The sequence below is a fragment of the Flavimaribacter sediminis genome, from assembly GCF_019492055.1.
GTDB classification, from domain to species: domain Bacteria; phylum Pseudomonadota; class Alphaproteobacteria; order Rhizobiales; family Rhizobiaceae; genus Flavimaribacter; species Flavimaribacter sediminis.
Map to the genome: position 1 here is coordinate 691,168 of NZ_JAICBX010000001.1, position 23,505 is coordinate 714,672.

General features: G+C 53.5%; 27 protein-coding genes and 1 pseudogene. 5 read left to right on the forward strand and 23 right to left on the reverse strand.

Features of this window, described 5'->3' with window-relative positions:
• Nucleotides 1-3: 3 nt before the first annotated feature.
• The 18 genes and pseudogenes from K1W69_RS27400 to K1W69_RS03360 form a co-directional block, all read right to left on the reverse strand.
• A complete protein-coding gene (locus tag K1W69_RS27400) occupies nt 4-1,056 on the reverse strand; it encodes a glycosyltransferase family 4 protein (RefSeq protein ID WP_220226902.1) in 1,053 nt (350 codons plus the stop codon).
• The gene (locus tag K1W69_RS03285; protein WP_220226903.1) at nt 1,053-2,129 is read right to left on the reverse strand and encodes a glycosyltransferase family 4 protein; all 1,077 of its coding nucleotides are present in this window, start codon (nt 2,127-2,129) and stop codon (nt 1,053-1,055) included. Before K1W69_RS03285 ends, K1W69_RS27400 begins: the two co-directional genes overlap by 4 nt.
• Before the next feature lie 23 nt (nt 2,130-2,152).
• A complete protein-coding gene (locus K1W69_RS03290; RefSeq protein WP_220226904.1) occupies nt 2,153-2,920 on the reverse strand; it encodes a sulfotransferase family protein in 768 nt (255 codons plus the stop codon).
• 15 nt (nt 2,921-2,935) lie between these two features.
• Entirely contained in the window at nt 2,936-3,253 is a 318-nt protein-coding gene (locus K1W69_RS03295) for a hypothetical protein (RefSeq protein WP_258570789.1), read from the reverse strand.
• Nucleotides 3,254-3,415 (reverse strand): annotated as a pseudogene (locus K1W69_RS27510) (sulfotransferase family 2 domain-containing protein); the annotation flags it as partial.
• Between the two features lie 211 nt (nt 3,416-3,626).
• Nucleotides 3,627-4,616 (reverse strand): glycosyltransferase family 2 protein, encoded by a 990-nt coding sequence (locus K1W69_RS03300; protein WP_220226905.1) that lies wholly within the window; start codon nt 4,614-4,616, stop codon nt 3,627-3,629.
• 32 nt (nt 4,617-4,648) lie between these two features.
• On the reverse strand, nt 4,649-5,629 hold the full coding sequence (locus K1W69_RS03305) for a glycosyltransferase family 52 (RefSeq protein WP_220226906.1): 981 nt from the start codon (nt 5,627-5,629) through the stop codon (nt 4,649-4,651).
• Nucleotides 5,605-6,306, reverse strand: a complete 702-nt coding sequence (locus K1W69_RS03310; RefSeq protein WP_220226907.1) for an acylneuraminate cytidylyltransferase family protein — start codon at nt 6,304-6,306, stop codon at nt 5,605-5,607. The genes K1W69_RS03305 and K1W69_RS03310 overlap by 25 nt, the downstream gene beginning before the upstream one ends.
• Nucleotides 6,307-6,308: 2 nt before the next feature.
• On the reverse strand, nt 6,309-7,355 hold the full coding sequence (locus tag K1W69_RS03315) for a nucleotidyltransferase family protein (protein ID WP_220226908.1): 1,047 nt from the start codon (nt 7,353-7,355) through the stop codon (nt 6,309-6,311).
• Complete coding sequence (locus tag K1W69_RS03320; protein WP_220226909.1) at nt 7,352-8,002, reverse strand: acetyltransferase; 651 nt, start codon at nt 8,000-8,002, stop codon at nt 7,352-7,354. The genes K1W69_RS03315 and K1W69_RS03320 overlap by 4 nt, the downstream gene beginning before the upstream one ends.
• A complete protein-coding gene (gene neuB / locus K1W69_RS03325) occupies nt 7,999-9,093 on the reverse strand; it encodes an N-acetylneuraminate synthase (protein WP_220226910.1) in 1,095 nt (364 codons plus the stop codon). Before neuB ends, K1W69_RS03320 begins: the two co-directional genes overlap by 4 nt.
• Nucleotides 9,090-10,232 carry a UDP-N-acetylglucosamine 2-epimerase gene (gene neuC, locus K1W69_RS03330; protein WP_220226911.1) on the reverse strand — a complete coding sequence of 381 codons (1,143 nt, stop codon included), beginning with the start codon at nt 10,230-10,232 and terminating at the stop codon, nt 9,090-9,092. Before neuC ends, neuB begins: the two co-directional genes overlap by 4 nt.
• A complete protein-coding gene (locus K1W69_RS03335) occupies nt 10,229-11,434 on the reverse strand; it encodes a LegC family aminotransferase (protein ID WP_220226912.1) in 1,206 nt (401 codons plus the stop codon). Before K1W69_RS03335 ends, neuC begins: the two co-directional genes overlap by 4 nt.
• Nucleotides 11,431-12,438: an NAD-dependent 4,6-dehydratase LegB gene (locus tag K1W69_RS03340; protein ID WP_220226913.1), complete on the reverse strand. Its 1,008-nt coding sequence runs from the start codon at nt 12,436-12,438 to the stop codon at nt 11,431-11,433. Before K1W69_RS03340 ends, K1W69_RS03335 begins: the two co-directional genes overlap by 4 nt.
• Nucleotides 12,439-12,469: 31 nt before the next feature.
• Complete coding sequence (locus K1W69_RS03345; RefSeq protein WP_220226914.1) at nt 12,470-14,293, reverse strand: ABC transporter ATP-binding protein; 1,824 nt, start codon at nt 14,291-14,293, stop codon at nt 12,470-12,472.
• A complete protein-coding gene (tviB, locus tag K1W69_RS03350; protein ID WP_220226915.1) occupies nt 14,290-15,567 on the reverse strand; it encodes a Vi polysaccharide biosynthesis UDP-N-acetylglucosamine C-6 dehydrogenase TviB in 1,278 nt (425 codons plus the stop codon). The genes K1W69_RS03345 and tviB overlap by 4 nt, the downstream gene beginning before the upstream one ends.
• Nucleotides 15,568-15,593: 26 nt before the next feature.
• The gene (locus K1W69_RS03355; protein WP_370688163.1) at nt 15,594-16,607 is read right to left on the reverse strand and encodes an NAD-dependent epimerase/dehydratase family protein; all 1,014 of its coding nucleotides are present in this window, start codon (nt 16,605-16,607) and stop codon (nt 15,594-15,596) included.
• Nucleotides 16,608-16,647: 40 nt separating this feature from the next.
• A complete protein-coding gene (locus tag K1W69_RS03360) occupies nt 16,648-16,980 on the reverse strand; it encodes a MarR family EPS-associated transcriptional regulator (RefSeq protein ID WP_258570877.1) in 333 nt (110 codons plus the stop codon).
• On the opposite strand from K1W69_RS03360, the gene K1W69_RS26900 reads away from it, so the two are divergent.
• A complete protein-coding gene (locus tag K1W69_RS26900) occupies nt 16,900-17,136 on the forward strand; it encodes a hypothetical protein (protein ID WP_258570943.1) in 237 nt (78 codons plus the stop codon). The two genes, K1W69_RS03360 and K1W69_RS26900, sit on opposite strands and share 81 nt — an antisense overlap.
• A 21-nt stretch (nt 17,137-17,157) precedes the next feature.
• Here K1W69_RS26900 and K1W69_RS03365 read toward each other — a convergent pair whose 3' ends face one another.
• A complete protein-coding gene (locus K1W69_RS03365; RefSeq protein WP_258570790.1) occupies nt 17,158-18,300 on the reverse strand; it encodes a glycosyltransferase family 4 protein in 1,143 nt (380 codons plus the stop codon).
• Nucleotides 18,301-18,414: 114 nt separating this feature from the next.
• Nucleotides 18,415-18,948 carry a hypothetical protein gene (locus tag K1W69_RS03370; protein WP_220226919.1) on the reverse strand — a complete coding sequence of 178 codons (534 nt, stop codon included), beginning with the start codon at nt 18,946-18,948 and terminating at the stop codon, nt 18,415-18,417.
• Nucleotides 18,949-19,455: 507 nt separating this feature from the next.
• Here K1W69_RS03370 and K1W69_RS03375 point away from each other — a divergent pair.
• The gene (locus tag K1W69_RS03375) at nt 19,456-20,241 is read left to right on the forward strand and encodes a YdcF family protein (RefSeq protein WP_220226920.1); all 786 of its coding nucleotides are present in this window, start codon (nt 19,456-19,458) and stop codon (nt 20,239-20,241) included.
• A gap of 15 nt (nt 20,242-20,256) precedes the next feature.
• On the opposite strand, the gene K1W69_RS26905 is transcribed toward K1W69_RS03375, so the two are convergent.
• Complete coding sequence (locus K1W69_RS26905) at nt 20,257-21,255, reverse strand: Rad52/Rad22 family DNA repair protein (protein WP_258570791.1); 999 nt, start codon at nt 21,253-21,255, stop codon at nt 20,257-20,259.
• A gap of 101 nt (nt 21,256-21,356) precedes the next feature.
• Nucleotides 21,357-21,761, reverse strand: coding sequence for a siphovirus Gp157 family protein (locus tag K1W69_RS03385; RefSeq protein ID WP_220226921.1), 405 nt, complete (start codon nt 21,759-21,761; stop codon nt 21,357-21,359).
• Nucleotides 21,762-21,775: 14 nt separating this feature from the next.
• On the opposite strand from K1W69_RS03385, the gene K1W69_RS03390 reads away from it, so the two are divergent.
• Nucleotides 21,776-22,096 carry a helix-turn-helix domain-containing protein gene (locus K1W69_RS03390; RefSeq protein WP_220226922.1) on the forward strand — a complete coding sequence of 107 codons (321 nt, stop codon included), beginning with the start codon at nt 21,776-21,778 and terminating at the stop codon, nt 22,094-22,096.
• Nucleotides 22,097-22,189: 93 nt separating this feature from the next.
• On the opposite strand, the gene K1W69_RS03395 is transcribed toward K1W69_RS03390, so the two are convergent.
• Nucleotides 22,190-22,636: a diguanylate cyclase domain-containing protein gene (locus K1W69_RS03395; RefSeq protein ID WP_220226923.1), complete on the reverse strand. Its 447-nt coding sequence runs from the start codon at nt 22,634-22,636 to the stop codon at nt 22,190-22,192.
• Between the two features lie 139 nt (nt 22,637-22,775).
• Here K1W69_RS03395 and K1W69_RS03400 point away from each other — a divergent pair, with 139 nt between their 5' ends.
• Nucleotides 22,776-22,994: a helix-turn-helix domain-containing protein gene (locus K1W69_RS03400; protein WP_220226924.1), complete on the forward strand. Its 219-nt coding sequence runs from the start codon at nt 22,776-22,778 to the stop codon at nt 22,992-22,994.
• A 151-nt stretch (nt 22,995-23,145) separates the two neighbouring features.
• Nucleotides 23,146-23,367 (forward strand): helix-turn-helix domain-containing protein, encoded by a 222-nt coding sequence (locus K1W69_RS03405; RefSeq protein WP_220226925.1) that lies wholly within the window; start codon nt 23,146-23,148, stop codon nt 23,365-23,367.
• Nucleotides 23,368-23,505: the final 138 nt, after the last annotated feature.

The window sequence follows — 23,505 nt, forward strand, 5'->3', positions numbered from 1 at the left end:
TGTTCAGCCTTCATGTGCGCAACCTTCGATTAACTCTCTTGCCGCCTCAAGAAAATCATCTCGATAAAGTGGTTTCTCCTGCCAATACGCTGCCGCTGCTCGGGACATTCGCCTGTAGCGGCACGGCTCCGACAGTAGAGACAATACAGTATCTGTCAAAGCAATGTTGTCTTGAACAAATACTGCGTTTTCACCATCATGGCAGTAACTGGCGATTTCACCTACCGGAGTTACTACAGGTACGAGACCGGCCTGCATGGCCTCTACAACCGATAGGGCCATGCCCTCTTCGAGACTTGTCTGGAGGTAAAAGGAGGCGCGCAACGCTTTCACAATAATTTGCTCCTGCTGCATCGGCCCCGTGAATACCACGTGGTCACGCAACCCTAACTCAGCCACTTGCGCCCGTAGCCGACCCTCCATGCCCCCGTCCGGTCCGATGATTGTGAATTTTGCATCTGTGCGGTGTTGTACTATAGCAGCAAACAGTATCAGAGCCCGATCAATACCTTTCTGCGCGTTAAGTCGTCCCCAGAATATAAACTCGGGCATCGGATCGCGCTGTGCGGGCAAGGGCCGCCGATTTAAAAGAAACGATACAACCCGATCCTTGCGATGCATATAGGGCGGCACGCGTCGCTGTAGTGTAGCGCTTGAATCCGCCCAAATCGCATCTGAAAGATACATTGCAACCCTGTTTGCCAGCTTGTCAATAAGATGGACGTCGTGGACGGAGTGCAGAAAGACTACTACTCTCGTACGCGGCCGCAGGAACTTTAGAAAGATCAAAACCAACGCGCTGCGCCACAAGGACGCCACCAGAATATCGGGCGGATTGCAATACAAGCGACGAATGGCATGCCAGTAAACTATTGGGTTGCTTAGAGATGTCGACAGGCCGTGATACTCGCCTCTTTCAAGGGGCGCGCCCAATGCATTAATCAAGTATTGACGTTCGAGATGCAGATTTTCGTGGCGTCCAGTGGGTACTGAGCGCGCAGCGATTTCCACCCCTCCAATACCGTCGTAAGGTATAAGATGAACAATGCGCTTCACGGCTTCTTGATGTCTCTGATTATATCCAGATAGCGCTTGAGCATTGATGATGTGCTAAATTTTGTTTTGGCTCGGTTGCGCGCGGCAAATCCCATATCAGTACGCCGTTGTGGATTGCTGATCAGGGCGGTAATAGCCTCTTTCCACGCCTCACGTGTATTGGGAACAAGCACACCGCATCGCCCGTCTTGGCCAAGAATCTCATCCATTCCAGAAATATCTGAGGCGATGATTGGTAAGCCAGAGGCCATTGCTTGAAGAATCGACATACTGAAAGTTTCTCCTTCGCTTGCATGCAGGTAAACATCCAGGCCTCGAAACCACTCCGGCATGTCAATTGAACTCACATATCCACTGAACTCAACTTGGTTTGTGTCATTTACCGCCGCACAATTTCGGAGTGCCGACAGGCGTTCACCGTCACCCGCAAATCTGAAAGTTACATCAAGGTCAGACGCAATATCTAAGAGAATGTCATGTCGCTTTGTGTGGGAAAGACGAGCGGCCATACCAGCACACAAATTGCTGTTAGATTTCTCAATTTTGCGGGGGTGAAATATCTTTGCATCAACACCATTTGGGATAGTTCGAATTTTGTCATCGCGAAACCATACTCCGAGACCTGTCCTGAGCAGCGATTTGTACTCATCGGTGAGCACCACTATACGGTCTGCCATCATCATGGCTGCGTGACTACCTGCCCATTCTGTGCGCGATTTTACCTCATTCGGAGTATGCTCAATAGCGACGAGTGGTACCCGGTGCCGATGGGCGTACCATGCGCAGGGTGGAATCGCAGTTGTAGAATGACAAAGGACCGCGTCAGGGCGTTCCTTGTCAAGCCAACGCGCCATCCTGCGCCAAGCTAACCAGGGATGCCGATGCCGTGGTTGGAAAACAGCATAGCGGATTTCGTGGGCATTACAAAAATGCTGATTGGAAGGATCAAGCGGCGCTACGCCATAAAATCCCATGATCCAGTCATGCGCCTCGGCACCGGGTGCGGTAATCATCCCATTGACCACTGCGGCAAGACCACCAAAACCAGTGAACTGGATATTGGCGATTTTCATATGTAACCGTCAATCATTTGCTTTCAATGCTTAGATTGTTCGAAAATCCAAGCCTCGCAGACTTTGTAGAATTCAAGGTCTTGTGAATACCAGCGTTCGATATTTGCACGACCCTCTTCGGATAGAGGTGGTATGCTTGAATAATCAGTCCGATGGGTGTTAACAGGATCTTCGACTAGTTCGGGCATTGGGAAACCAAGCGCTACAAACAGTATTTCCAGATCGTTGCGGAGGTGCTCTTGCCGACCGATGTGCACCGGCGGACGAAGCGATAGGAAGTTACCCATCTCGCTAAACCAGTCTATTTGATTCATCGAGGTATGTGAAATCGACTTGATGGCGCTCAAAGCTGCCGCACCGTCCAGACCCGGTACAAACAGCGCTTTGGCCAATTCGTCAGCATGTTCGAACCGAGTGAATGCTGCTTGCTCATTGGCAGACCATTCATAGTGAACTCTAGGCATCCCCTTTCGCTTTCGGCTATAAAAGGCTGACACGAAGCGGTTGACGGGGTTTCGTATGCTGAAGAAATACGGGTCATCGAAAGGTAGGTCACGTAACCGCACAGAATGCGAATGCTTGACGAACACCGTGTTTCCGCTTTTCACGTTTGCTGCTTCGCATGCGCGGGAGATGGTAGTGCCGGCATTCTTTCCAATGTGCAGAAAATGAACCCTTGTCTTCCCCCAACGACCACCCTTTAAAGAGCTTACCACTTTCAGACCGGTAGGCGACAGGAGTCTGTTGACTGCTCCAAGACTCCTCGTGCGCAGAAAGTCTAGGTAGATCATTCTAGTCCCTCCGTCTCAGAGTTTGTTGTGCTCGGAATTTGGAAAAACATATCCGAATTCATGTATGTCGGGAGCAAAGAGTTGCCGAACCTTGATGATCATCTCGACCGAGTAGACCTCATGCAATGGCTGCCGTCCAGGTGAAGCATTCCTGACGCCGACCTCCGTAAGACGTGGCAGAAGCGGAGTGAGGCTGGATAGAAACTCTTGCAACATTTCCAGCTTACCGATTGTGATATCGGGATCGACCTCGCCGGAAGGCAGGCGCAGGTAATTAACCTGGCAGCCAATGAAGTAATGGCGTGAGGCAATTTCTTCAGTCATACCTTGCATGACGAAGGACTCGAAATCAGGAAAGTGCGTGATCCACTCCAAAGGTGAGGATTTATACCGCTGGACATCACGCTCGGCATAACGAAAAGTTGAATAGAGCCTGTCCCATGGGTTGCGAACGACTGCAAACTTAAAATAGCGGTTATATTTTGCTCGGTTGATCCGTAAAAGATCAGTTGCTGTCCAGTGCCAAGGTCAACTCCATATAGTGCCTCAGAGATTGACGATCCGGCGTTCTTTGGTATGTGGATAAATACAGTTTCGATCTGATCATATACCCGGGTGTAAATACTTGGTTTGTATTGCAGACGTTCACGCAGATACTGCATGACCAGTTCACGTCGATGATTGCGACCGGACAGTACGGTCATTGTCAAAATCGCCGGCTTCGAGCCAGACCATACCCTGCGTTCAACAGCTGCAACACTGCTGTGGGCAACCAGGCGGCTATTGTCAAAACCTGCGTTTGCCGATCCACCGGGTCGAACATCAGACGGCGCAAAGCACGCGCCTGTCTCGGGAGGCTTTGCCGAATTTTGTTGCGCATACCGCTGCGCAGGCGACCATTGATATAGGCACGTATATCTTCTCGTTCGAATAGTGATGGATTTTCTGTCGCCTTGTCGCTGAGCATTGCCAGAGAAGGCGAAACGTCCGCCAACTTGTTAAGACTTGGAGGCGGTTTGTCCGTATTCTGGGAGGCTATCTGCTCCATGTTACCCATATTGCCACGACAATATACCGATGTTGTGCGATCTGACAACGCGTAGGGATATTCCAGCGCCACCCGCGACCAATATTCAAGATCGGGACCACTACGGACATTGATGAACCCTCCGACCCTCTCAAATACTTCGCGATGAATCGCGCTCGAACTGCAATTGTTCTGACCGATCTGACGCCCTGCCGCTTCGAAATAGTTAAGTTCGCTTATGCAGCTTTCTTTACGCAGATCCGGTTTCACGATGACGCCTGTGGGCATCTCTATGGGCTTTGTCGAAATTAGCGCTGGCCGTCCGACATATAATGCGATGATCGCCAATTCTTCTAAGTGGTTAGGTAACCAAAGATCATCTGCATCCAGAAAGGCAAACCATTCACCGCGCGCTTCGGCCATTCCTGTATTGCGGGCTTGGCCGCCGGCGCCTCCTTTGTTGAGTTGCCGGATGACCCGCAACCTGATGTCGCTGACGTGTGCCTCCAGAAGCTCCGCACTGCCATCGGTCGATCCATCGTCTACCACAAGCAGTTCGAGATCAGTGTACCCTTGTGCAAGTACGCTCTCAACCGCCTGAAGTATATAATCACGTTTGTTATAGAGTGGTACGATGACTGAAAAAAAGGGTGATGTGGATACGCTCATATGGATTTTCGCAAGCAATGCGATTGTCGGCGCTAGTGTTTGCTGACAATGCTTGGTGTAATTACTTCAGCGCCGAGTTTGCGCCCCGCATCTGCTAGCCAGCTACGGACTTTCAACCCATGCGGCAGCAGCATAACTGTGCGTGTCGCGAATTGCGACAGCGTGAACAATGTGCTGCTGAACGACCCTATCAGTTCAAAGGGTCGGCCTGCAGAATGACGCATGATCGCTTCCTCGGCAATATCGCCTGCCTTGTTCAGCTCCGGAATTCCGAGCACCAAAGGCTCGCGCTCGCGCGGGTGCTTAACGTACCAATCAGGTTCAAACTTTTTGGCTTCGCTTTCAACCCAGTGAATGTCTGTTTCAGAAATTACCTCTTCGAGAGGCTGACCAATGAAGTAGCGATACCCAATTTTACCGTCTTCTGAAGCTGCTGCGTTAAAGAATTCCGTTTTGATAACGGATACCCGATCGGGCGGCACGATGTTAGGGAAAGTGTCGAATATCGTGTAGTGTCTCTCAATTCGATCGCGCATCGCAGCAATAGGTTCAGAACCTAGAACCCGCCGCAACATAATCGATCGCCACGGCAGTTGTCCTGACTGATAGTTACCATTGGGTAGCAGATTAACGATGCCGTCATCCCATGTGATGAGATTTGCGCTCTTGTGGCGAGACGCGATCGCTCCAATCACTGGCGCGTCAATACTAGACAAGAAAAGCTTACTATAAGACGTATCGGTAAAGTGATCGGGGAGACGCCGCCAAAGATCAAGTTGGGTCAAAACATCGAATTTTCTTGGTGTCCGGGTTAAGAAACTCGCCGTCACCGCTTCCTTGGCGAGACAGTCGAATTGGCGGCGTTCTTCTGTAGAATTGTTGTGAGAAATCTGAAGCAAATCATAGGATATCTCCGGCACGCGAGCCAGTACTTGACGTGCAAGCCATCCCTGAAAAGCCGTCCGAAGAATAACCAGACAGTGTGGCATCATATTGACTTGTTGCTGTTCCACAACATCTCGGCCACTCGCCAGTCGAATTCCGTGTCGATGTCCAGCGATCGTTCCGGAGGCATCTCGGCGATGCGTGTATCCTGATAAAGTACGCGAGGGTCTTGCTTGTAGCGAGCGTGGTCGAAGACGTAAACCGCTCCGTTCAAATCCCAGCAACGTGGAGCGTCTTGACGGCGCGTAAGCAGTGGCTCTGTGGGCTTGGATAGGGCAACTGTGCCATCTTCTTGCTCTTCCACCAAGGAAAAATACGGTGAACTGTGTGATGGAGTTGCGCTCACGACACTACCGGGCCGGTAGGCTTCCCACAAGGCGATCGCGTCGCTGATGTCCTGAACTATTCGGAACGGACTGGTCACTTGAAGATAAGTAAAACTATCAACCGCAGTCTTCAAACGTGGCTCGACAGCAGCAATGCAATGCGCAATCGCAGGATGCACTGATATCAAATCGCTGGCTAATTCAGAAGGCCGCTCGACTAAAAGGTCCGCGCCCGCCACCTTTGCCGCCTGGAGAATTTCGGCGGCATCACTGCTTACTGCAACGCAATCGAAAAGCCCCGACTCCTTCGCTTGGTCGACCGTCCGCGTGATCAGTGGCTTTCCTCCTAACAAGCGCAGGTTTTTGCCCGGTACCCCTTTTGAGCCGCCTCTCGCACAGATGACCGCAACCCGACTCACTTCTAGCTCTCCCGATGGTAGTCTTGACGTGCGCGCTCCAGATCTTCGATGCGACCTATGTCAAGCCAGTATTCTCGTAGTGGAAAGACAGATACCGTGTCTCCTCGGTCGGTTAGACGCGCCAGTAGGTCTGGCATATCCAGTGGCATACCTGGTTCAAGCTCGTCAAATACTTCTGGTGATAGCACGTAGACACCGGCATTGACGAAATGTCTGTGCACCGGCTTTTCGACGATTCCGAGGAGGCGCGTGCCGTCGGAATCGATCACTCCGTACGGAACTTGCATATCGTAGTGCCGTGCACAGAGCGTGGCCACGGCATCTGTTTCATGGTGGAAAAGCAACAATGCGTCAAAGCGAACGGAGGTTAGTAGATCGCCGTTCATCACGATCATCGGCTCTTTGGGGTATTGCGGCAATAATGAGAGCGATCCTGCCGTTCCCATGCGTTCGTTTTCTTCGACATAGTCAATTTGGACCCCAAACCTGCTGCCATCCCTAAAATGATCGCGGATGATATCACCCAGATAGTTGATCGAAAGGACAAAGCGCGTAAATCCTTGGTCAGCAAGGTTTTCGATAATTTGCTCGAGTATCGGACGCCCGCCAATCTGTAACATGGGTTTCGGAATGCTTTCGGTAAGCGGTCGCAGGCGCATGCCCAGTCCCCCGGCCATAAGAAGTACAGGGGTGGTCCGCCGCGCGGCGCGAGTGATGTCGTCGATCCATAGCAGATCCACAATCCGGCTTTCTGCGTCGATTAACGGAACATGGTGCAACTGCCGCTCGCGCATTAATCGGCGGGCGGCCTCGACTCCATCCTCGATCCGAACGGTGGTTGGGGTGCGGTTCATTACTTCGCTTACCGGCGCATCGAGCGACAGCCCGCGCAACAGACCGCGCCGGATATTGCCATCTGTTATTACCGCGACTAGACGATCGGCCTCGTCAACCACCAGAGCCACCTGCCGTGCGCCCCGGTCTATAGCCGCGATCGCCGCGCGCAGATCGGCTTGTGGAGAAATGATTAGGTTTTGAAGGTTAGTCATCCTTTACTACGTTTAGATACACTTTGTGCTGGGATGCCAACAACAGTCGCACCGGGCAAGACGTTCTTAAGCACAACAGCACCCATGCCAACTATAGCGCCTGCGCCAATTATCAGCGGCTCGCTGGGGCTGCCCTGCCGCAGCACCGCGCCTGTGCCGATATAGGCACCGTCTTCAATTACTACATTACCGTTGCAAGCAACGTGCGGGGCAAATGTAACATAATCGCCTATCACGCTGTCATGGGCGACATAAGAGTAGATGTTAAGGTGAAAGCCTACGCCAATGCGAACGTTTGAAGTGACTGTCGTGTGGCCACACAAGATTGCGCCCGGACCGATTTCCGCGTTGTCTAACACCTCAGCAGAACCAGACCGTATCTGGAAAGGCTTAGCACCTGCGGCCTCTGCCTTGGTAGTAATACAGCGGCGCAGCTCAGCATCGGCGATGGCCACAACAAAGCGGCGCAACCCTTCGAATGCGTGAAAGGACGCCTCGTCCAAAACCTCGTACCCATTTATCGGTGCGCTCCCTTCGAGGTCCACAAAAACTGCCCGTTCTGTTGCTGGATCAAGCTGGGCGCGTAGCAATGGCATCACCTCGCGCGCGAAACCGGAGGCGCCGAAAATCCCAATTAGCGTTTTCATGATAGATCTTCCGCCCGTAAGGTTTCATCCTGTACTAGATCGCGCACGGCGCGGCGGCCCACAATGTCCCACAGATCGACTGCGGAAATGCCCTCTCCTGGACGTTTAACGGTTAGATCACCGGCACTAAGCACCGTTCCACCCTTAATCAGACGAGCGGCCACCAGACTCCGGCGTACCACTTTGCGGTTCTCTAGCTCGCGCGGGCTAGGGCGCTTAATCCCGCTGCCCAGTGCTTTCTCCACCTGACGTATGCCGCACACTAAATCAGCAAATGTATCAGGCTCTACAGAGGCAGCGTGGTCAGGACCCTCCATGGTTCGGTCCAGCGTTATGTGTTTTTCGATGATCGTCGCCCCGAGCGCTACAGCAGCAAAGCTAATGGCGTTGCCTTCAGTGTGGTCTGAATAACCAATCTCAAGTCCGAAGGCGGAGTGTAGCGTGTCCATTACCCGCAGGTTTGTATCCTCGACAGCTGAGGGGTATTCCGTTGTGCATTGCAAAAGAGAGACTTTCTCACGTAGCCGATCCCAAATGCCATTCTGTAACAATGCATCAGAAAAAGCTTCGCGACCAGCGTTCAAGTCATCGGTATAAGTCATACCAAAAGCCAAAATACCGAGTGCCATCTCTATTTCGGAGATCGTTCCCATGCCTGTTGAGAGTATAAGTCGCGCCTCTGTGCGTGCCGCCGCCAACAAAAGGGGGGCATTGGTTAGCTCGCCCGAACCTAGCTTAATCGTCGGAAGATTTAGCGTTTCTGCGAGGAACCGCAAACTCTCAACCTCTCCAGCCGTTGACAGGAAGGTTATACCCCGCCGTTGGCAGTGTTCCACCAATTTCAGATGATCGTCATTTGTAAGCTCTAGCCGCCGCAGCATGTCCAATTGGTTTTCTGACTTGTCGGTAGTTACCTTCTGGTAGCTTGCCTTAACAGCACGGGCAGAGGCAAGATTCGTACTCTTGAAGGTCTGGAACTTTACCATATCGGCTCCAGCTTCGGCAGCGGCGTCGATCAACTTGATTGCCAGCCCCGTGTCGCCATTGTGGTTGACTCCGGCTTCGGCGATGATGATTGTCTTCTGGGTCATACTCTAAAATCTCTAAATCTTTTCTTATTTAGCTCAGCGAGTGTGTCAAACTCCGCAAGAGTCTCAACGATGATCTCTGCTGCACGCCCACATCCGAAAGGGTTTTCAACATTACGACAATCAAGTGTGCGAGCGTAAATTATTGCCTCGCTGATAGCGTCTACTGTTGCAGCACAGTCGATGACCGAACGTGCTCGCGGACGTCCTGCCTGTCGGTCACCAATATTCACGGTCGGAATACGAAAGCTTGGCGCCTCAAATAGACCGCTGGAAGAGTTACCCAACATAAGACTGGAATGTGCCATGGCCGAGAAATATAGCCGTGAGCCGAGCGAGGTGTGAAATACAGCGTTTTCGCGCATCTCCGCCAGACCCGAAAACGCTTCGTCAATTGCCTGCCCTCCAGGATCGGCATTGCTGCCCGTAAGCACGAGGCCAACCTCGGGGAAGACCGCGAGCGCTTTCATGAGCGCCGACAGTTGAGCCGCCTTATCGGTCGCAAGCGTCTCGGGGTGAAAGCTGACGAGAATGAAGTCACCACTCTCTGACAACCCAACTTCTGCAACGAATTGGTCGCGCGCAACGATGGGCTGTGCAAGGATGCGATCGATGCCCGGGCTGCCGCTGATGATTACGTGAGACGGATCTTCGCCAAGTTGTTGAATTCGCCTAGCCGCATCTGCATTAGTTACAAAGTGAAGCGCAGACATCTTGGTGATCGCATGGCGGATTGAATCATCAAACGCCCCGTAGGTAAGGTCGCCGCCACACAGATGAGCAACCGGAACTTGGCTAATCAGTGCTGCGCTAACGAAGCAAAGCACTTCATAGCGATCTCCGAGAACAAGGCAGAGATCTGGCTTCGCCTGCGCAAGTACAGCGCCACTTCCTGCAATGCAAGCACCCATGGCTTGGGTCAGTGCAACTTCGCTGTCATCATTTGTCAGGCCCATCGGGATTTTGTGGTCGATTTCGAATCCGTCTTGGGCAATGGCGTTGAGAGATGAATTTCCGAGCTTCAAATGCTGCCCGGTCACTGCGATTTCTAGATCAAAACGCGAATCATCGCGCAGTCGCTTAAGCACCGGCACCAGCAGACCCCAATCCGCTCGAGTTCCCGTTGCTGCCAGTATCTTCATATCGCTCCCAGACAGGCCGAAGACGGTAGGCTTATAATCCGGCGCTCCAGATCTTCGACCACCGGCAAGGATGTGCGGGGGCAGTCTGAGTAGAATGGCAGGCGATGCAACAGCGACCACACAGGTCGGCACATGAAACCGGCTTCGTTAAGCTCGTCCAGGAGCGCGTTCCGCTCTCCAGCACGGTCCGGGTCCAGGATCAGCGTGTTGAGCCAGTAGTTACTTTGGCAACCTTCGGGTTCGCGAAAAATTGTCACTCCATCCAGATCAGCAAAGCCCGCGATGTAGCGCTCTGCCAGTGCCCGTTTGCGCGCCAGCCTGTCTTTGAGTTGCTCGAGCTGCGCGCAGCCGAGCGCCGCATTAATGTTGGGTAATCTGTAATTGTATGCTATCTCGTCGTGATAAAAGGCCCATCTATGCGGAAGCTTACCGGTAGTGCTCAGGTGTTTGGCGTGCCAAGCAAGATCCGGGTCGTCTGTCACTATAGCTCCGCCGCCGCCAGTTGTTAGGATCTTGTTGCCATTGAACGAGAGCGCCGCTATGCGGCCTAGCCCCCCGCAGGCTCGACCGTGGTAATGGCTGCCAAGCGCTTCTGCGGCATCTTCGACAACTGGCAAATCGTACGCGGCGGCGAGATCTAGAAGCGGGTACATATCGGTTGGGTGACCAAAAATATGCATAGGCAGAATGGCGGCAATACGCGCACCGGTCTTGTGGTTGATCAACTCACCTTTGCGCATTTTCGCCACCTGATCGAGATGGCGGTCCAAGGCCTGTGGATCGAGCCCGAGTGTTCGCGCTTCGCTGTCGACGAAATGTGGAATAGCTCCAGCGTGGCTAATTGCGTTCGCCGTGGCGACAAAGGTCATCGCAGGTACGATAACTTCGTCCCCAGGCATGACGCCTACAACACGCAAGGCCAGGTGCAGCGCCGCTGTCCCGTTGACCAGCGCCACTCCGTGCGCAACCCCGCAGATTTTCGCCACGTCACGCTCAAATCGGTCAACATAGGATCCAACCGACGACACCCACCCGGAGTCTAGACAGTCTTTAACCATCTTCCATTCCGCACCAGAAAATTCTGGGGCGTGAAGGGGAACGAAGTCATCGGGTTCATCAAGAACCTCGCGCAGCCGCGCCAATACAGCGGCGCGAAATGTTGCATCACCCAAAAACGTCTTTGATTCCTGCGCTTGGGTCATATGTTGTAGCGATCCGTCTTGTAAGCTTCAAGGTTGGCTGGGTTTTGAAACCATTCAGCTGTTTCGGCAATTCCCTTCGCAAACCCTTCAGCGCCGCTATGTTCAGGTGCCCAGCCGAACAGGCGTTGTGCTGCCTCAGTGCCCGCAAATAGCCGCTCAACCTCGCTGGCATTGGGGCGTACGCGCTCCTCGTCCGTCCGAATGTCGACCTCCACCCCCATCACACTGGCTATTAGCGCTGCAGTATCCGCGATCGAAATCTCGAAGCCGGAGCCGATATTGGTCACTTGACCGATCGCGTCGTCGCACCGGGTAACCTGAATGAAACCCTGCACAGTGTCACGCACGAAGGTAAAATCGCGCGTTGGATGTAGCGCACCTAGCCTAATACGACGTTCCCCCGATGCAATTTGTCCGATGATCGTAGGGATCACAGCTCGGGCTGATTGTCGCGGTCCATAGGTGTTGAATGGCCGCAGCACTGCGACCGGCAGGTCGAACGATTGATGGAAGGCAAGCGCCAACTGATCAGCGGCGATTTTCGTGGCTGCGTATGGCGATTGCGCATTTAGTGGGTGTTCTTCCGTGATCGGTACGAACTGCGCGCTACCGTACACTTCGGAGGTCGAGGTGCAAACAATGTGCGAGGTTCCGTGGCGGCGCGCTGCTTGCAGCACATTCAGTGTACCAGTGACATTTGTCTGTACATAAGCGTCTGGTGCCTGATAACTGAATGGAATAGCGATGAGCGCAGCTAGATGAAGAACAGAGTCGCAGCCCTCGACGGCTGCGCTGACGGCATGTGGATCGCGGATATCCCCAGAGACAACCTCGAAATTGCCAACTACATCCGGTGCTGCACGGTCCAGCCAGCCCCAAGAGTTGAATGAATTGTAATATACGAAGGCGCGCACTTCATGACCATCACGTACGAGCGCTTCGACTAAATGCGAGCCAATGAATCCATCAGCGCCGGTCACTAGTATCAGGTTATTTCCAGACATCTTCTAACTTATCTTCAAAGTGGATGATATTTCATGCAGCTTCATTTGACAGTGCAATACGCTGAAAGGCTCTGTTTTCAGCCATTAGAGCTTCCCAGTTGTCGCAGCCTACTACTTGTCCTTTTTCAAGGACCACAATACGATCGCAGTGCCGAACAGTGCTTAGCCTGTGGGCGATAATCACTACAGTTTTTTCGCTCGGAAGAGCTTCGATTGCGAGCATGACCTCACGTTCGGTCAAGTTATCCAGCGCGCTTGTGGCCTCGTCAAATACGATAAGATCGGCATCATGGTAGAGCGCACGCGCGATACCGATCCGTTGCCGTTGCCCCCCAGACAATCGTATACCACGCTCGCCGATTAGAGTCGCGTATCCGTTAGGCAGTTCAGATTTGATGAATCCATGCAGCTGGGCGATACGCGTTGCTTTTTCTACACGCGTCTCGTCAATGTCCTCAGTTGGAACGCCAAGTGCCACGTTCTCGGCGACGCTTGCATCCGTCAGGAAGATGTCCTGTGGCACATAGCCCACGCTTTGCTGCCAGCACCGAAGGTTGCTCTCGGTTACGGGGACGCTGTCCACGACGAGGCATCCTGTCTTAGGGGCGAGTAGCCCGAGGATAAGATCCGCGAGGGTCGTTTTGCCCGCACCGGTAGCCCCGACAACCCCGATTTTCTCGCCCGCGAGAATCTGCAAGGAGATATTGCGAACCCCGGCATGAGCGGCATCGGGGTAATGGTAGGATACTTCTTCCAGTGCGAGCCGGTTAGTCAGGCCAAGTCCGGCCGGGATGGAATTGGGTATAACAGCCTCGTTGGCCCGGATAAGGAAGTCATTATGGACGACATCCACAGCCGCAGCGCCAGCCTGGAGTTGTGCGAGTGATTGGTAAAGCTTCTGAAGCTCTGGCATTAGTCTTTGCCCGGCGAAGGCAAAGAGACCCAGAAGTGGCAGAATGCCGCCAAGGGACGCGCCTGAAGCCAGGCTTTGGGGGTTCATCAAGACAAGACAAAGCATGATGATGCCTCCAAAGGCGATCGCCTCCAGGGCGAATTTCGGCACCAGAGAGACGACCTGGACTCTCGTTACTGCGCGTGCCATTCTATATGAGGGAGCCTTGTAGCGCTCAACGTAGGTCCCCTCTCGCCCAAGTAATTTGATATCCTTGATACCAGCCAGCGCCTCATTTGCTAAACGAAACCGCTCGCTGTTAGCCATAGCCCGCACTCCGCCCAGATGCTTGAGTGCGCGACGACTCAGCCAATAAATGAGCGCGTAGATGCTGCCCAAGGTCACAAAGACCACAAACGCCACCAGTGGCTCGACCCATAATAGCAACGCAACGATAGCAATGATCGTGAAAACGGCAGCCACCGCCTCGGCTGCGGGACGAAGGAATTGCGCCACAAGTTGCTGCGTCTCCGCGAGTATTCGTGTTCCCATTTCGCCTGAATGGCGATTGAGGAAGAACTCGTAGGGCTGGCGCAAATAGGCGGCCATCAACCGATAACTGATCGAGTGAATACGCATCATTGCAAAACGCGCCAACGCCCAGGTTTTTACAATTTGGATGACGCTCGTGAGGATTATCACCCCGAGCGCGGTAAGTCCCAAACCTACTAGGAACCCATATTCTGAAGTGAACCCAAATGTTTTATAGATCCAGGACAGAGCGGGTACAGTCTCAATTCTTTCAGGCTCGGCAAGCACAGACAAAAAAGGCAGAACCGAACCAACCATCAGCGCAGAAGACAAGCCACTAACAATCACGATACCAAGCACAATCCAGGCATTTCGACGCTCACGCGCGTCCAGAAGCGCCCAAGCTTTTTTCCAGGTGCCAAAGTCGATCACAGCCGCAGCTCGCTTTCATCCGGAGCAAACACGCTCTTGAGATCGAACAATACATGCCCCTCGCGGCCATGGGCGCGCAGCGCGCTGCTTCCCTTGTCGCGCAGGCAATCATGCGCCACGGCGAGGATGACTCCGTCATAGGCACCACGGCCTGGCTCCATTATTAAATCCAGACCGTATTCATGTCTGGCTTCTGTTGGGTTCACCCACGGATCGAACACATCCACCGATACCCCGTAATCCCGCAGCTCGCGAATGATATCGACCACGCGCGTGTTACGCAGGTCTGGACAGTTTTCCTTGAAGGCGAGGCCCAGAACCAGCACTTTCGCGCCGTCGACCTGGATGCGGCGTTTCAGCATCGCCTTGACGAGCTGGCTCGCCACATAGGCGCCCATGCCGTCGTTGATGCGCCGGCCGGCCAGGATGACCTGCGGGTGATAGCCGAGCGTCTCGGCCTTGTGCGTAAGATAATAGGGATCCACGCCAATGCAGTGGCCGCCCACCAGGCCGGGTCGGAAGGGCAGGAAGTTCCACTTTGTGCCCGCCGCGCGCAGGATCGCCTCCGTGTCGATGCCCATCCGGTTGAAGATGATGGCGAGTTCGTTGACGAGCGCGATATTGAGGTCGCGTTGGGTGTTCTCGATCACCTTGGCTGCTTCGGCGACGCGGATGCTCTCGGCCAGGTGGGTGCCGGCCGTGACGATCTCGCCATAGAGATCGTCGACCCGCTTCGCGACCTCCGGCGTGGAGCCGGCCGTGACCTTGGTGATGGTGGTGAGCCGGTGCAGCCTGTCGCCGGGGTTCGCCCGCTCCGGGCTGTAACCGCAGAAGAAATCCTCGTTGAAGCGAAGGCCCGATGTGCGCTCGAGCACCGGCACGCAGTCTTCCTCCGTGGCGCCGGGATAGACGGTGCTTTCATAAACGACGATGTCGCCTTTCTTCAGCACCTTGCCGACGGTTTCCGAGGCGCGGAGGAGGGGGGTGAGGTCGGGGCGCTTGTGGTCGTCGACCGGGGTCGGCACCGCGACGATGTAGATCGCAGCGTCCGCGATATCTGCGAGGTCGCTGGAAAATGTCAGGTGTTTTGCGGCGGCAAGGTCTGCCGCCTCGACCTCGCGCGTGCCGTCGACGCCGCTGCGCAGGCTTTCGATGCGCTCCTGCTTGACGTCGAAGCCGACGACCGGCCGGATCTTGCCGAACTCGACGGCGAGCGGCAGGCCGACATAGCCGAGGCCGACGACGGCGATCTTTTCCCTGGCGGCGTCAGTCATGGATGCGATTGCTCATCATTGTGCGGTTACTTTCCGTAATAGTCGCGGAACCATTCGACGAAGCGGGCGATTCCGTCGCGAAAATCCGTTTGGGGCTTGTAGCCCGTCAAGCTCTGCAGAAGCGAGGCGTCGGCCCAGGTGGCAGGCACGTCGCCCATCTGCATCGGCATGTAGTTGCGGATCGCCTTCTTGCCGAGGCAGTCCTCGATGGCGTCGATGAAATCGAGAAGACGGACCTTGTCCGAATTGCCGATGTTGACGATGCGGAACGGGGCAACGGGCGAGAGGCTGTCGCCGGGTGCGATGTCGTCAGCGGCTTCGGGACGAACGGGCGCCGCGTCGATCAACAGGCGAATGCCGCGCACCAGATCGTCCACATAGGTGAAGTCGCGATACATGTCGCCGTGGTTGTAGATGTCGATCGGCCGGTCGTCGAGAATGGCGTCGACAAACTTGTATAATGCGAGATCCGGGCGGCCCCATGTTCCGTAAACCGTGAAGAAGCGAAACATCGTGGTCGGCAGATTCCACAGATGGGCGTAGCTGTGGCCCATGCTTTCGTTGGCCTTCTTAGTCGCGGCGTAGATGGTGAGCTGCGTGTCGGCCTTTTCTGTCTCGGTGAAAGGCATGTCCTCATTGGCGCCGTAGACCGAGGAGGTGGACGCCATCAGCAGATGGGCGACCTCGAGCCGTCGCGCCGCTTCCATGACGTTAAAGGTTCCTATCACGTTGGAATCGATGTAGGCGCGCGGATTTTCCAGCGAGTAGCGAACGCCGGCCTGGGCTGCGAGATGCACGATGATTTCCGGCGCGAAGTCGTCGGCGAGGCGGTCGAATTTCTCTTGGTCTTCCAGCATGCCTTCGACCGCTGAAAAGTTCGGGTTCTGGAGAAGCATGGCGTGGCGGCGCTGTTTCAGCCGGACGTCGTAATAGTCCGTCATGCCGTCATAGCCGCATACCTGGAAACCTTCCTTGAGCAGAAGGGTCGCCAGATGGAAACCTATAAAGCCTGCCGTGCCCGTGACGAGTACGCGTCTCACCTTAACATTTTCTCCAAATTGGCTTTGTTTACGGGCAAGATCACCGACCGGACCTGTTCCGGGTGTCTGCGGCAAGGTCATCTCCGAGGTCGATCTCTTCCTGCAAAGATGCGATCTCGGCCTTCAGGACTTCATACTCGTCCATCTTTCGCTTCAGGAAGCTCCGCGTGAGGCGCGCTTTCTCGCTGATGCCCCTTGGCGTCAGCAGATAGGCGTAGCGACGCTTGTCCTTCGCCGCGGAAAAATTACCGAGCTTCACCATGCCTTTGTCCACCAGCATGGTCAGCACGTAATGCACGCCGCCGACGCTGATGCCCAGCATTTCCGCCAATTGGCGTTGGCTGATTTCCGGATTTTCCTGGAGAAGACGCAAAATGCGAAAACGGACATCTTCCTGAAGTTTGCTGCGCTGACCCGCCACTATGTCAGCAAACCTTCAAAAGCTACCGCACCGGAGCTCGCTTCGTGTGCTTCGGAGAAGATGCGCAATAATGAGTTCAACAACACGTTCATTGTCGTTCAATTTTGAGCGATATCACAGTCTGCTGCGTCAGCAAACCGATTTTTGCGGGGCCGTCGCAAATATCTCAGGGTTGCCCGTGACAACCTTTCCGAGCGCGGCGAAGTAAGAGTCGATGATAATCCTCTCGTCGAATTGCCGCTCCATCTTGCGCCGGCCAGCGGTCCCCATGGCCATCTTTTCTGCATAAGACAAATCGAGGAACCTGAAACAGGCCTCTGCAAGGCTTGAGCCGCTCCTGACCTCGCACAGATAACCGGACTCATCTGGATCGACGATCGATCGGCATCCGGGGACATCGGTGGCGATCAATGGGCGCGCCATGGCCGCGCCTTCGATAAGTGTGCGCGGCGCCCCTTCGCGGTATGAGGGGAGTACGACGCAATGTGCGTTGGCGATATGTGGCCTTACGTCATCTGTCGTGCCGAGATGCTCAATAAGTCCCTCGTTTTTCCAGGCGTCTACCTCGGTAGCGTCGATAGCCGTGCGATTGTCCGCGCCGATTGCGCCCAATATCTGAAATTGGACAGTGGGAAAGCGCTGCTTAACCCGTTGTGCGGCCTCGACATATTCATAGACGCCCTTGTCACGCAGCAGACGAGAAATCATAAGAAAAATAGGCGGTTGATTTTCCGCAGGCAGGGGGGCGGCTGCGTAGCGGAGGAGGTCAATCCCGGACCCAGGAAGCAGCTGCGTCTGCCCAGGGCGAACAAGACGGCGCTTCAGGAAGAGGTCCCGGTCGTCGTCGTTCTGAAAAAATACGACAGGAAGATTGCGATACGAAGAACGGTACAAAAGTTCAGCAACAGTCTGGAGCATTCCGCCTGAAAGAAACGCCGTGCCGAGCCCGGTCACATTCGGGATGAAAGGGACTTTTGCTAGTCTCGCGGCGAGTGCGCCGAAAATATTGTTCTTGATCGTGTAGCTCAGAACGGCGTCCGGGCGAAGCTCCAGGAAGTGCCGTCTGAACGCGCGGACCAACTTCAGATCCTCAATCGGGTTAAGGCCCTTGACGTCCATTTCAAGTGGTACGAACGAACATCCCGCGTCCTGCAAGTTTGCTATGCTCTCATCCGGCGGGGCAAGCACCGTGACACGACAGCCTCTCTGTAGAAGCTCCGTGAACACCGGTCTGCGAAAATTCCAGATGTTCCAGGCCATGTTGGCCGTCATCAGGATATGCACAGCTGAATTCCTGCTGATCAAGCGGCGAAAAATTTCCGGTACAGAATCACGAAGCCCGAACTCACGTGAGTTCGGGCTTCGGAATCAATTCATATGGACTGCTTACCTGCTGGCGGGAGGCGGTCCGTTGTCATCCTGACACCAGCCGATGCATGTGATCGCCACGATACCTGCAGCCGCGCCAAGAGCAACCACTGCGCTCTGATCAACGCCCCCATTCGGATTAGCCTGCGAGAAGGTTGATGATTCGGAGCCGAGAGTAGCGGTTCCGAAATTTGATTCGGTAACCTTCACGCAAATCGAACCATCCTTGCCTTCCGGCTGAAGGATGCTGATTTCCGTATTCTGAGCCGCCGCAAGATTACAGTTCGAACCGATTTCTACGCTGGCCTTGCCATCGGGGCCAACGTTGATCTGGGAACCGGACGTAATTTCGGTGCCGGCTTTGCCTTCAATGAAACCGGTAGTCCCGGAATACATCACGCTGCCGGACGAATCGGCAATCTTGCCGACAACCGGGTAGGCCTGTCCGGAAGACAGATTTGTTACGCACGTACAATCAAGCGCCTGTGCTGCGCTGACGGACACGGAGCCCAACAACACACCTACAACGCCCGCAAATTTCACAAACTTCATCGCCCTTCTCCAGTTCGAACTCGGAACTACGCCCATGATAATTGATCTAGTTCCGATTGCAAGTTACTTCCGCATTGCAATAACAGCAACAGTTATCGCGTGTCATCCTTCTATTTCGCTGCAAAACAGGCTTTTTTGAGTTTGAATTGTTCAAAGTCAAATAAGATTAACGCGTGTTATCCAGCGATATGGGGCTCTATTTGTACATCGTATTTAGCAGCCAAATAGATCCAACATACATCCTTTACGAGTGGTGTGGACACCTTAAAAACAGCACTGCAAGATATCAGAAATATTAACACAGCCTTGACGTCGCATGATTTAATGTCGGTGTTGCATGGCTGCATCAGGCGTCGATCCAGGTTTCCAGTCCCAAATGATCGCGAGAAACCGTGATCATCCTCCAGCGTGCGTTTCAAGACTCCAGTATTCTGATATCACCTGCGTGAAAACGATTTTGACGCCACCTGACCCTATGCGGGCAATAACGCAAATATTGGATAATCCGTGGAGCACGTAACCTTCATTTTGTCGAAGCTTTTTTGGGCAATGCTTCGGCCCGACAGCTGGATCGTATTGGGTCTGATCCTTTCCTGCTTAGCGGTGTGGGTGAAACGATATCGTCTCACGCGATTCTTGCTTTCTGTTACAACTGTTATTGCATTTCTAATAGCGATCTTTCCGGTCGGAGATGTTCTCCGCGCGCCGCTTGAAAGAGAATTCCCGCAACAAACTGCATCTGATTCAATTGACGGCATCGTTATTCTGGGCGGATCGGCGTCAGTGGATTTGAGTTCCGAATGGAACCAAGTGCAGTTGAATGAAAGCGCCGAGCGCTTGACTGCGGGGCTTGCTCTTGCCCGCCGCTTTCCAGATGCAAAGATCATATTTACCGGGGGTAACGCCGAAATCTGGAAGGCGCAGGATTTTTCGACCGAAGCAGGCATAACGCAGGCTTTCTTTGCTGAGCAGGGGCTCGATCCGGAGCGCGTCACATTTGAAAGAAAAGCGCGCAATACCTACGAAAACGCGATCTTCAGTTATGATCTGGCAAGTCCGTCGCCGGACGAACGCTGGATTCTGGTCACGAGCGCCTATCATATGCCCAGAGCAATGGCGACCTTCCGCAAAGCGGGCTGGGAGACAATCGTCGCGTATCCGGTCGATTACCGGTCCTTGCCGTTCTGGCAGGGCGTCGAATGGGATTTTTCAGGCCACCTTGAAGCGCTCAACGTGGCCGTCAAGGAATATGTCGGACTGTTTGCTTATAGATATCTGGGTTACGCTGAATAGGTCTTGACACCAGGTCTATGTTTGCTTTGAGCCGAGCAGTTTCTCGGCGACCTCGGCGTCGCGACCTGCATTGCGCGCTTCGGCAAGCTGCCTTTTCATTCTCCATAGTTCATTGGCAATCTTCATCGGTTCAATTCCGATTTTCGACCACCAGGCTTTTTCGTCGCCAAACTGATGCAACTCCTGATGATGCTTCGAACAGAGAGGGACCGTGAATTCGTCCGATACCTTTCGTCCTAGCGCGTGGGGCTGGGCAAATGTCAGATGGTGCGCTTGCGCCCCATTGCGGCCGCACACAACACATCTGTGCCTGGCGACAAATTTGAGATGTTCCGGATCGCGAATTCGTTTCGGTTCGCCGAACGTCAGAACTGATTTATCGATCGGGTTCTTCGAGCGTGTCAGAGGTTTGGCGACAGATCCATTTCCGCCGCGTTCAGTATTTCGTTCTTTCAGCGCCGCTTTTCCATTCACATCGCATTTCTGTTCGACAGGTTCCGCGGTTCCATCGTTTGCGTTTGTTCCGACCGAGGAGTGCAGGGCAGGGACATCGTTTGCTTTGGGAAATTGAGCGTCCATCTCTGCTGCATCCACCTTTGCGCTCTTGTAGAGCGAAAGACCGAAGGCGTTGCCGAATGTCATGAGGGCGCGTTTGGTGGCGTCCGTTTCGGCAGCTTTCAACGCGAACTCATGTGCCTGGCCTGGTGTCTGGGCGCTGGATTCGCCTGTACCCGAACCTTCCCTGATGATCCTGGCGCCATCGGCGTTTACGATAATGCGAATCCGGGTTGTATAAACAGCGTCGTACCGACCGCCATTGTGCTTCGTGTAGACACATTGCACATCAACCGTCTCGCGGCTCCAGCCATCAAAACCAAAAATTCGGTTTGCCTCGGAGATGACATGCCAGCCTTCCAGATAATGAAGAGTCATACCGTTTTCGCAACGGCTTCGAACGTTGGCCTGCTTCAGTTTCGAACGCAGCTGACGCACCTGCTTTTGATCAAAAGCCATTATTTCTTCCTCACTGAAAGGGAACGCCGCGCATTGGACAGTTCTGCGCCTGTAATCGCAGTGCCAGCCTTGAGTGTGTCGAGGAGCGAGCGCTTGTCGAGCTACGCAGGCTGAGGGATCCAGAACCATTCCGGAATTACCGTCTCGTCGGTCACCAGCACGCTTGGAGGCGTGGCCCGCAGAGACAAAGTAAAATCAGGTTCAAGGATTTTTTCGATTCCGGCTTCCTCCATTGTCGAGAGAGCCAGCTGTCGCTTGTTGTCGATACGGATCTGTATGCGGTCGAGCCTTTCCTTTAACTCTCCCAACCGCGCCTTCAGTCCCGTTACCAAGCATTCATCTTCCAGAGCCGAGCGGACCAGAGCGCCTATGGCTTCATGAAGATTGGTTGCACCCTCCAAGGTGTCGAGAAGGGTGGTTTCATCGATTTCCGGATCAGCTTCAATTATCTGGCGACGTAAAGCTGTGAATCGGGTAAGTTCGAAGTCGAGTGTGATATGAGACATAATGCTGAACCTTTATGTTTCTTAATGATGCAAAAGGTATCATTATAGGCCACTATAGTCAATTCAGATTTTTGGAATGGATGTTGATTACGACCGAGCAGATAAAAGCAGCGAGAATGATGGTGGGTTGGAGCCAAGCGCAACTGTCCGAGTACTCTGGCGTTCCGCACTCAACACTTAAGCGAATCGAATCCAAGAAAGGCCCGCTTCAGGCAAACGCCAGAACTGCTTGGACTATCCAAGAGACGCTTGAAAAAGCAGGAATACTGTTTTTGTCAGCTGACGATGAGGCGGGTGCCGGTGTGAGGCTTGCGATCGGATATAGAGAAGAATAAATTTTGAAAGCGCTGATCAGATAATTACGTGTGAGTGCCGGTTGCCAGTCTTCTCTCATCCTCATAAATTTTCTGCATCGTATCGTCGAACATTCAGACATGCATGCCCTTAGCTTTTTCCAAAGCAATATTGGCTTTAATCAAACTGGCCTTTGATGACGCTGCTTGGGCTGGAAAAAGCACGAAACCAGCACAGATTCTTGGAACAGCCATATGGGCCTGAAATTCGAAATGATCCTCAAGGCGGTTTAACATCATCTCTAGTTGGGTTCTCGCTTCTACGGCAGAACCTATCTTTTCAACGACTATAGCTAATGTGTTTGCTGTGATTTCGATCAGTTCAAAGTTTCGGAAACTTGTTGAAAGCCTGTCCGTTGCTTCCATAAGATGTGAGACGCCAATTTCGTGTTGAAATCTCCAATCAACGTGGAAGATTACAAACATACCGCTCTGTTTTGACGACACCGAAGCCGCAATCGCGGACGCGAGTTTCTTCTGCAAAAATGGGTGTGTAGCGAGTATGCGATGGCCGTCAGACAACATTGTTCTCCCAGGAATCTTCTTCCTGTTGCGCGAAAGTTCAGATGGGTCTCAATGCGGTAGACTACAGGTTATGTAACTGATTGATTACACACTATAGTTGATAAACTTACAGTCGCTAAATTGCGATCTATTGCGCATGGATATGCGTAAATTGATTGGGCGGAATTTTGCTCGCCTTCGTCGTGAAAAGGGCCTGACGCAGGAAGAAGTGGAAGTGCGATCTGGGTTTAGCCAGCAATATTTGAGCAGCCTCGAACGTGGGCGGCGTAACCCGACAATGATCACACTGTATGAACTGGCGCAGGCGCTCGGCGTGAGCCATGGTGATCTAGTCGAGCCCGACGGCGAGGAGTGAGCGACCGGCCCAGGTTGGCGCACAAAGTGACAGTCTGCCAATTTCATCTCTTCAACATCCAGAGCAGCTTCAGCAAGCGGTTGTTGGCGTGATTGGTTTTGTAGAGTATACTCCGTTGTAGAATACTCATCAAGACGCAGAACTCTCGATCATGGATATTCGAGAGGTCTTTGCGCACAACCTTCGTGCAGCCCGACAAGCCAAAGGCGTGTCACAAGAGGAACTTGCCCATCGAGCAGGCCTCGACAGGACATACATCAGTTCGCTTGAGCGAAGCGTCTACAATGCCAGTATCGATGTGGTTGATCGCCTGGCAAACGCTCTGCAGATCGAAGCTTCAGATCTGCTGAAGCGGCCGACGTCAAACAAATAGGCGCTCACGCTTTGGGTTGTGAAAGGTGTATTCGACGCTATTTTGTCGCATAGCTTGCAATTCACGGACTATTACGTCTATTAATAGATACTATCGGGCGACGAAATTGAATTACACTCTTTTCAAGAGAGTAAAGCC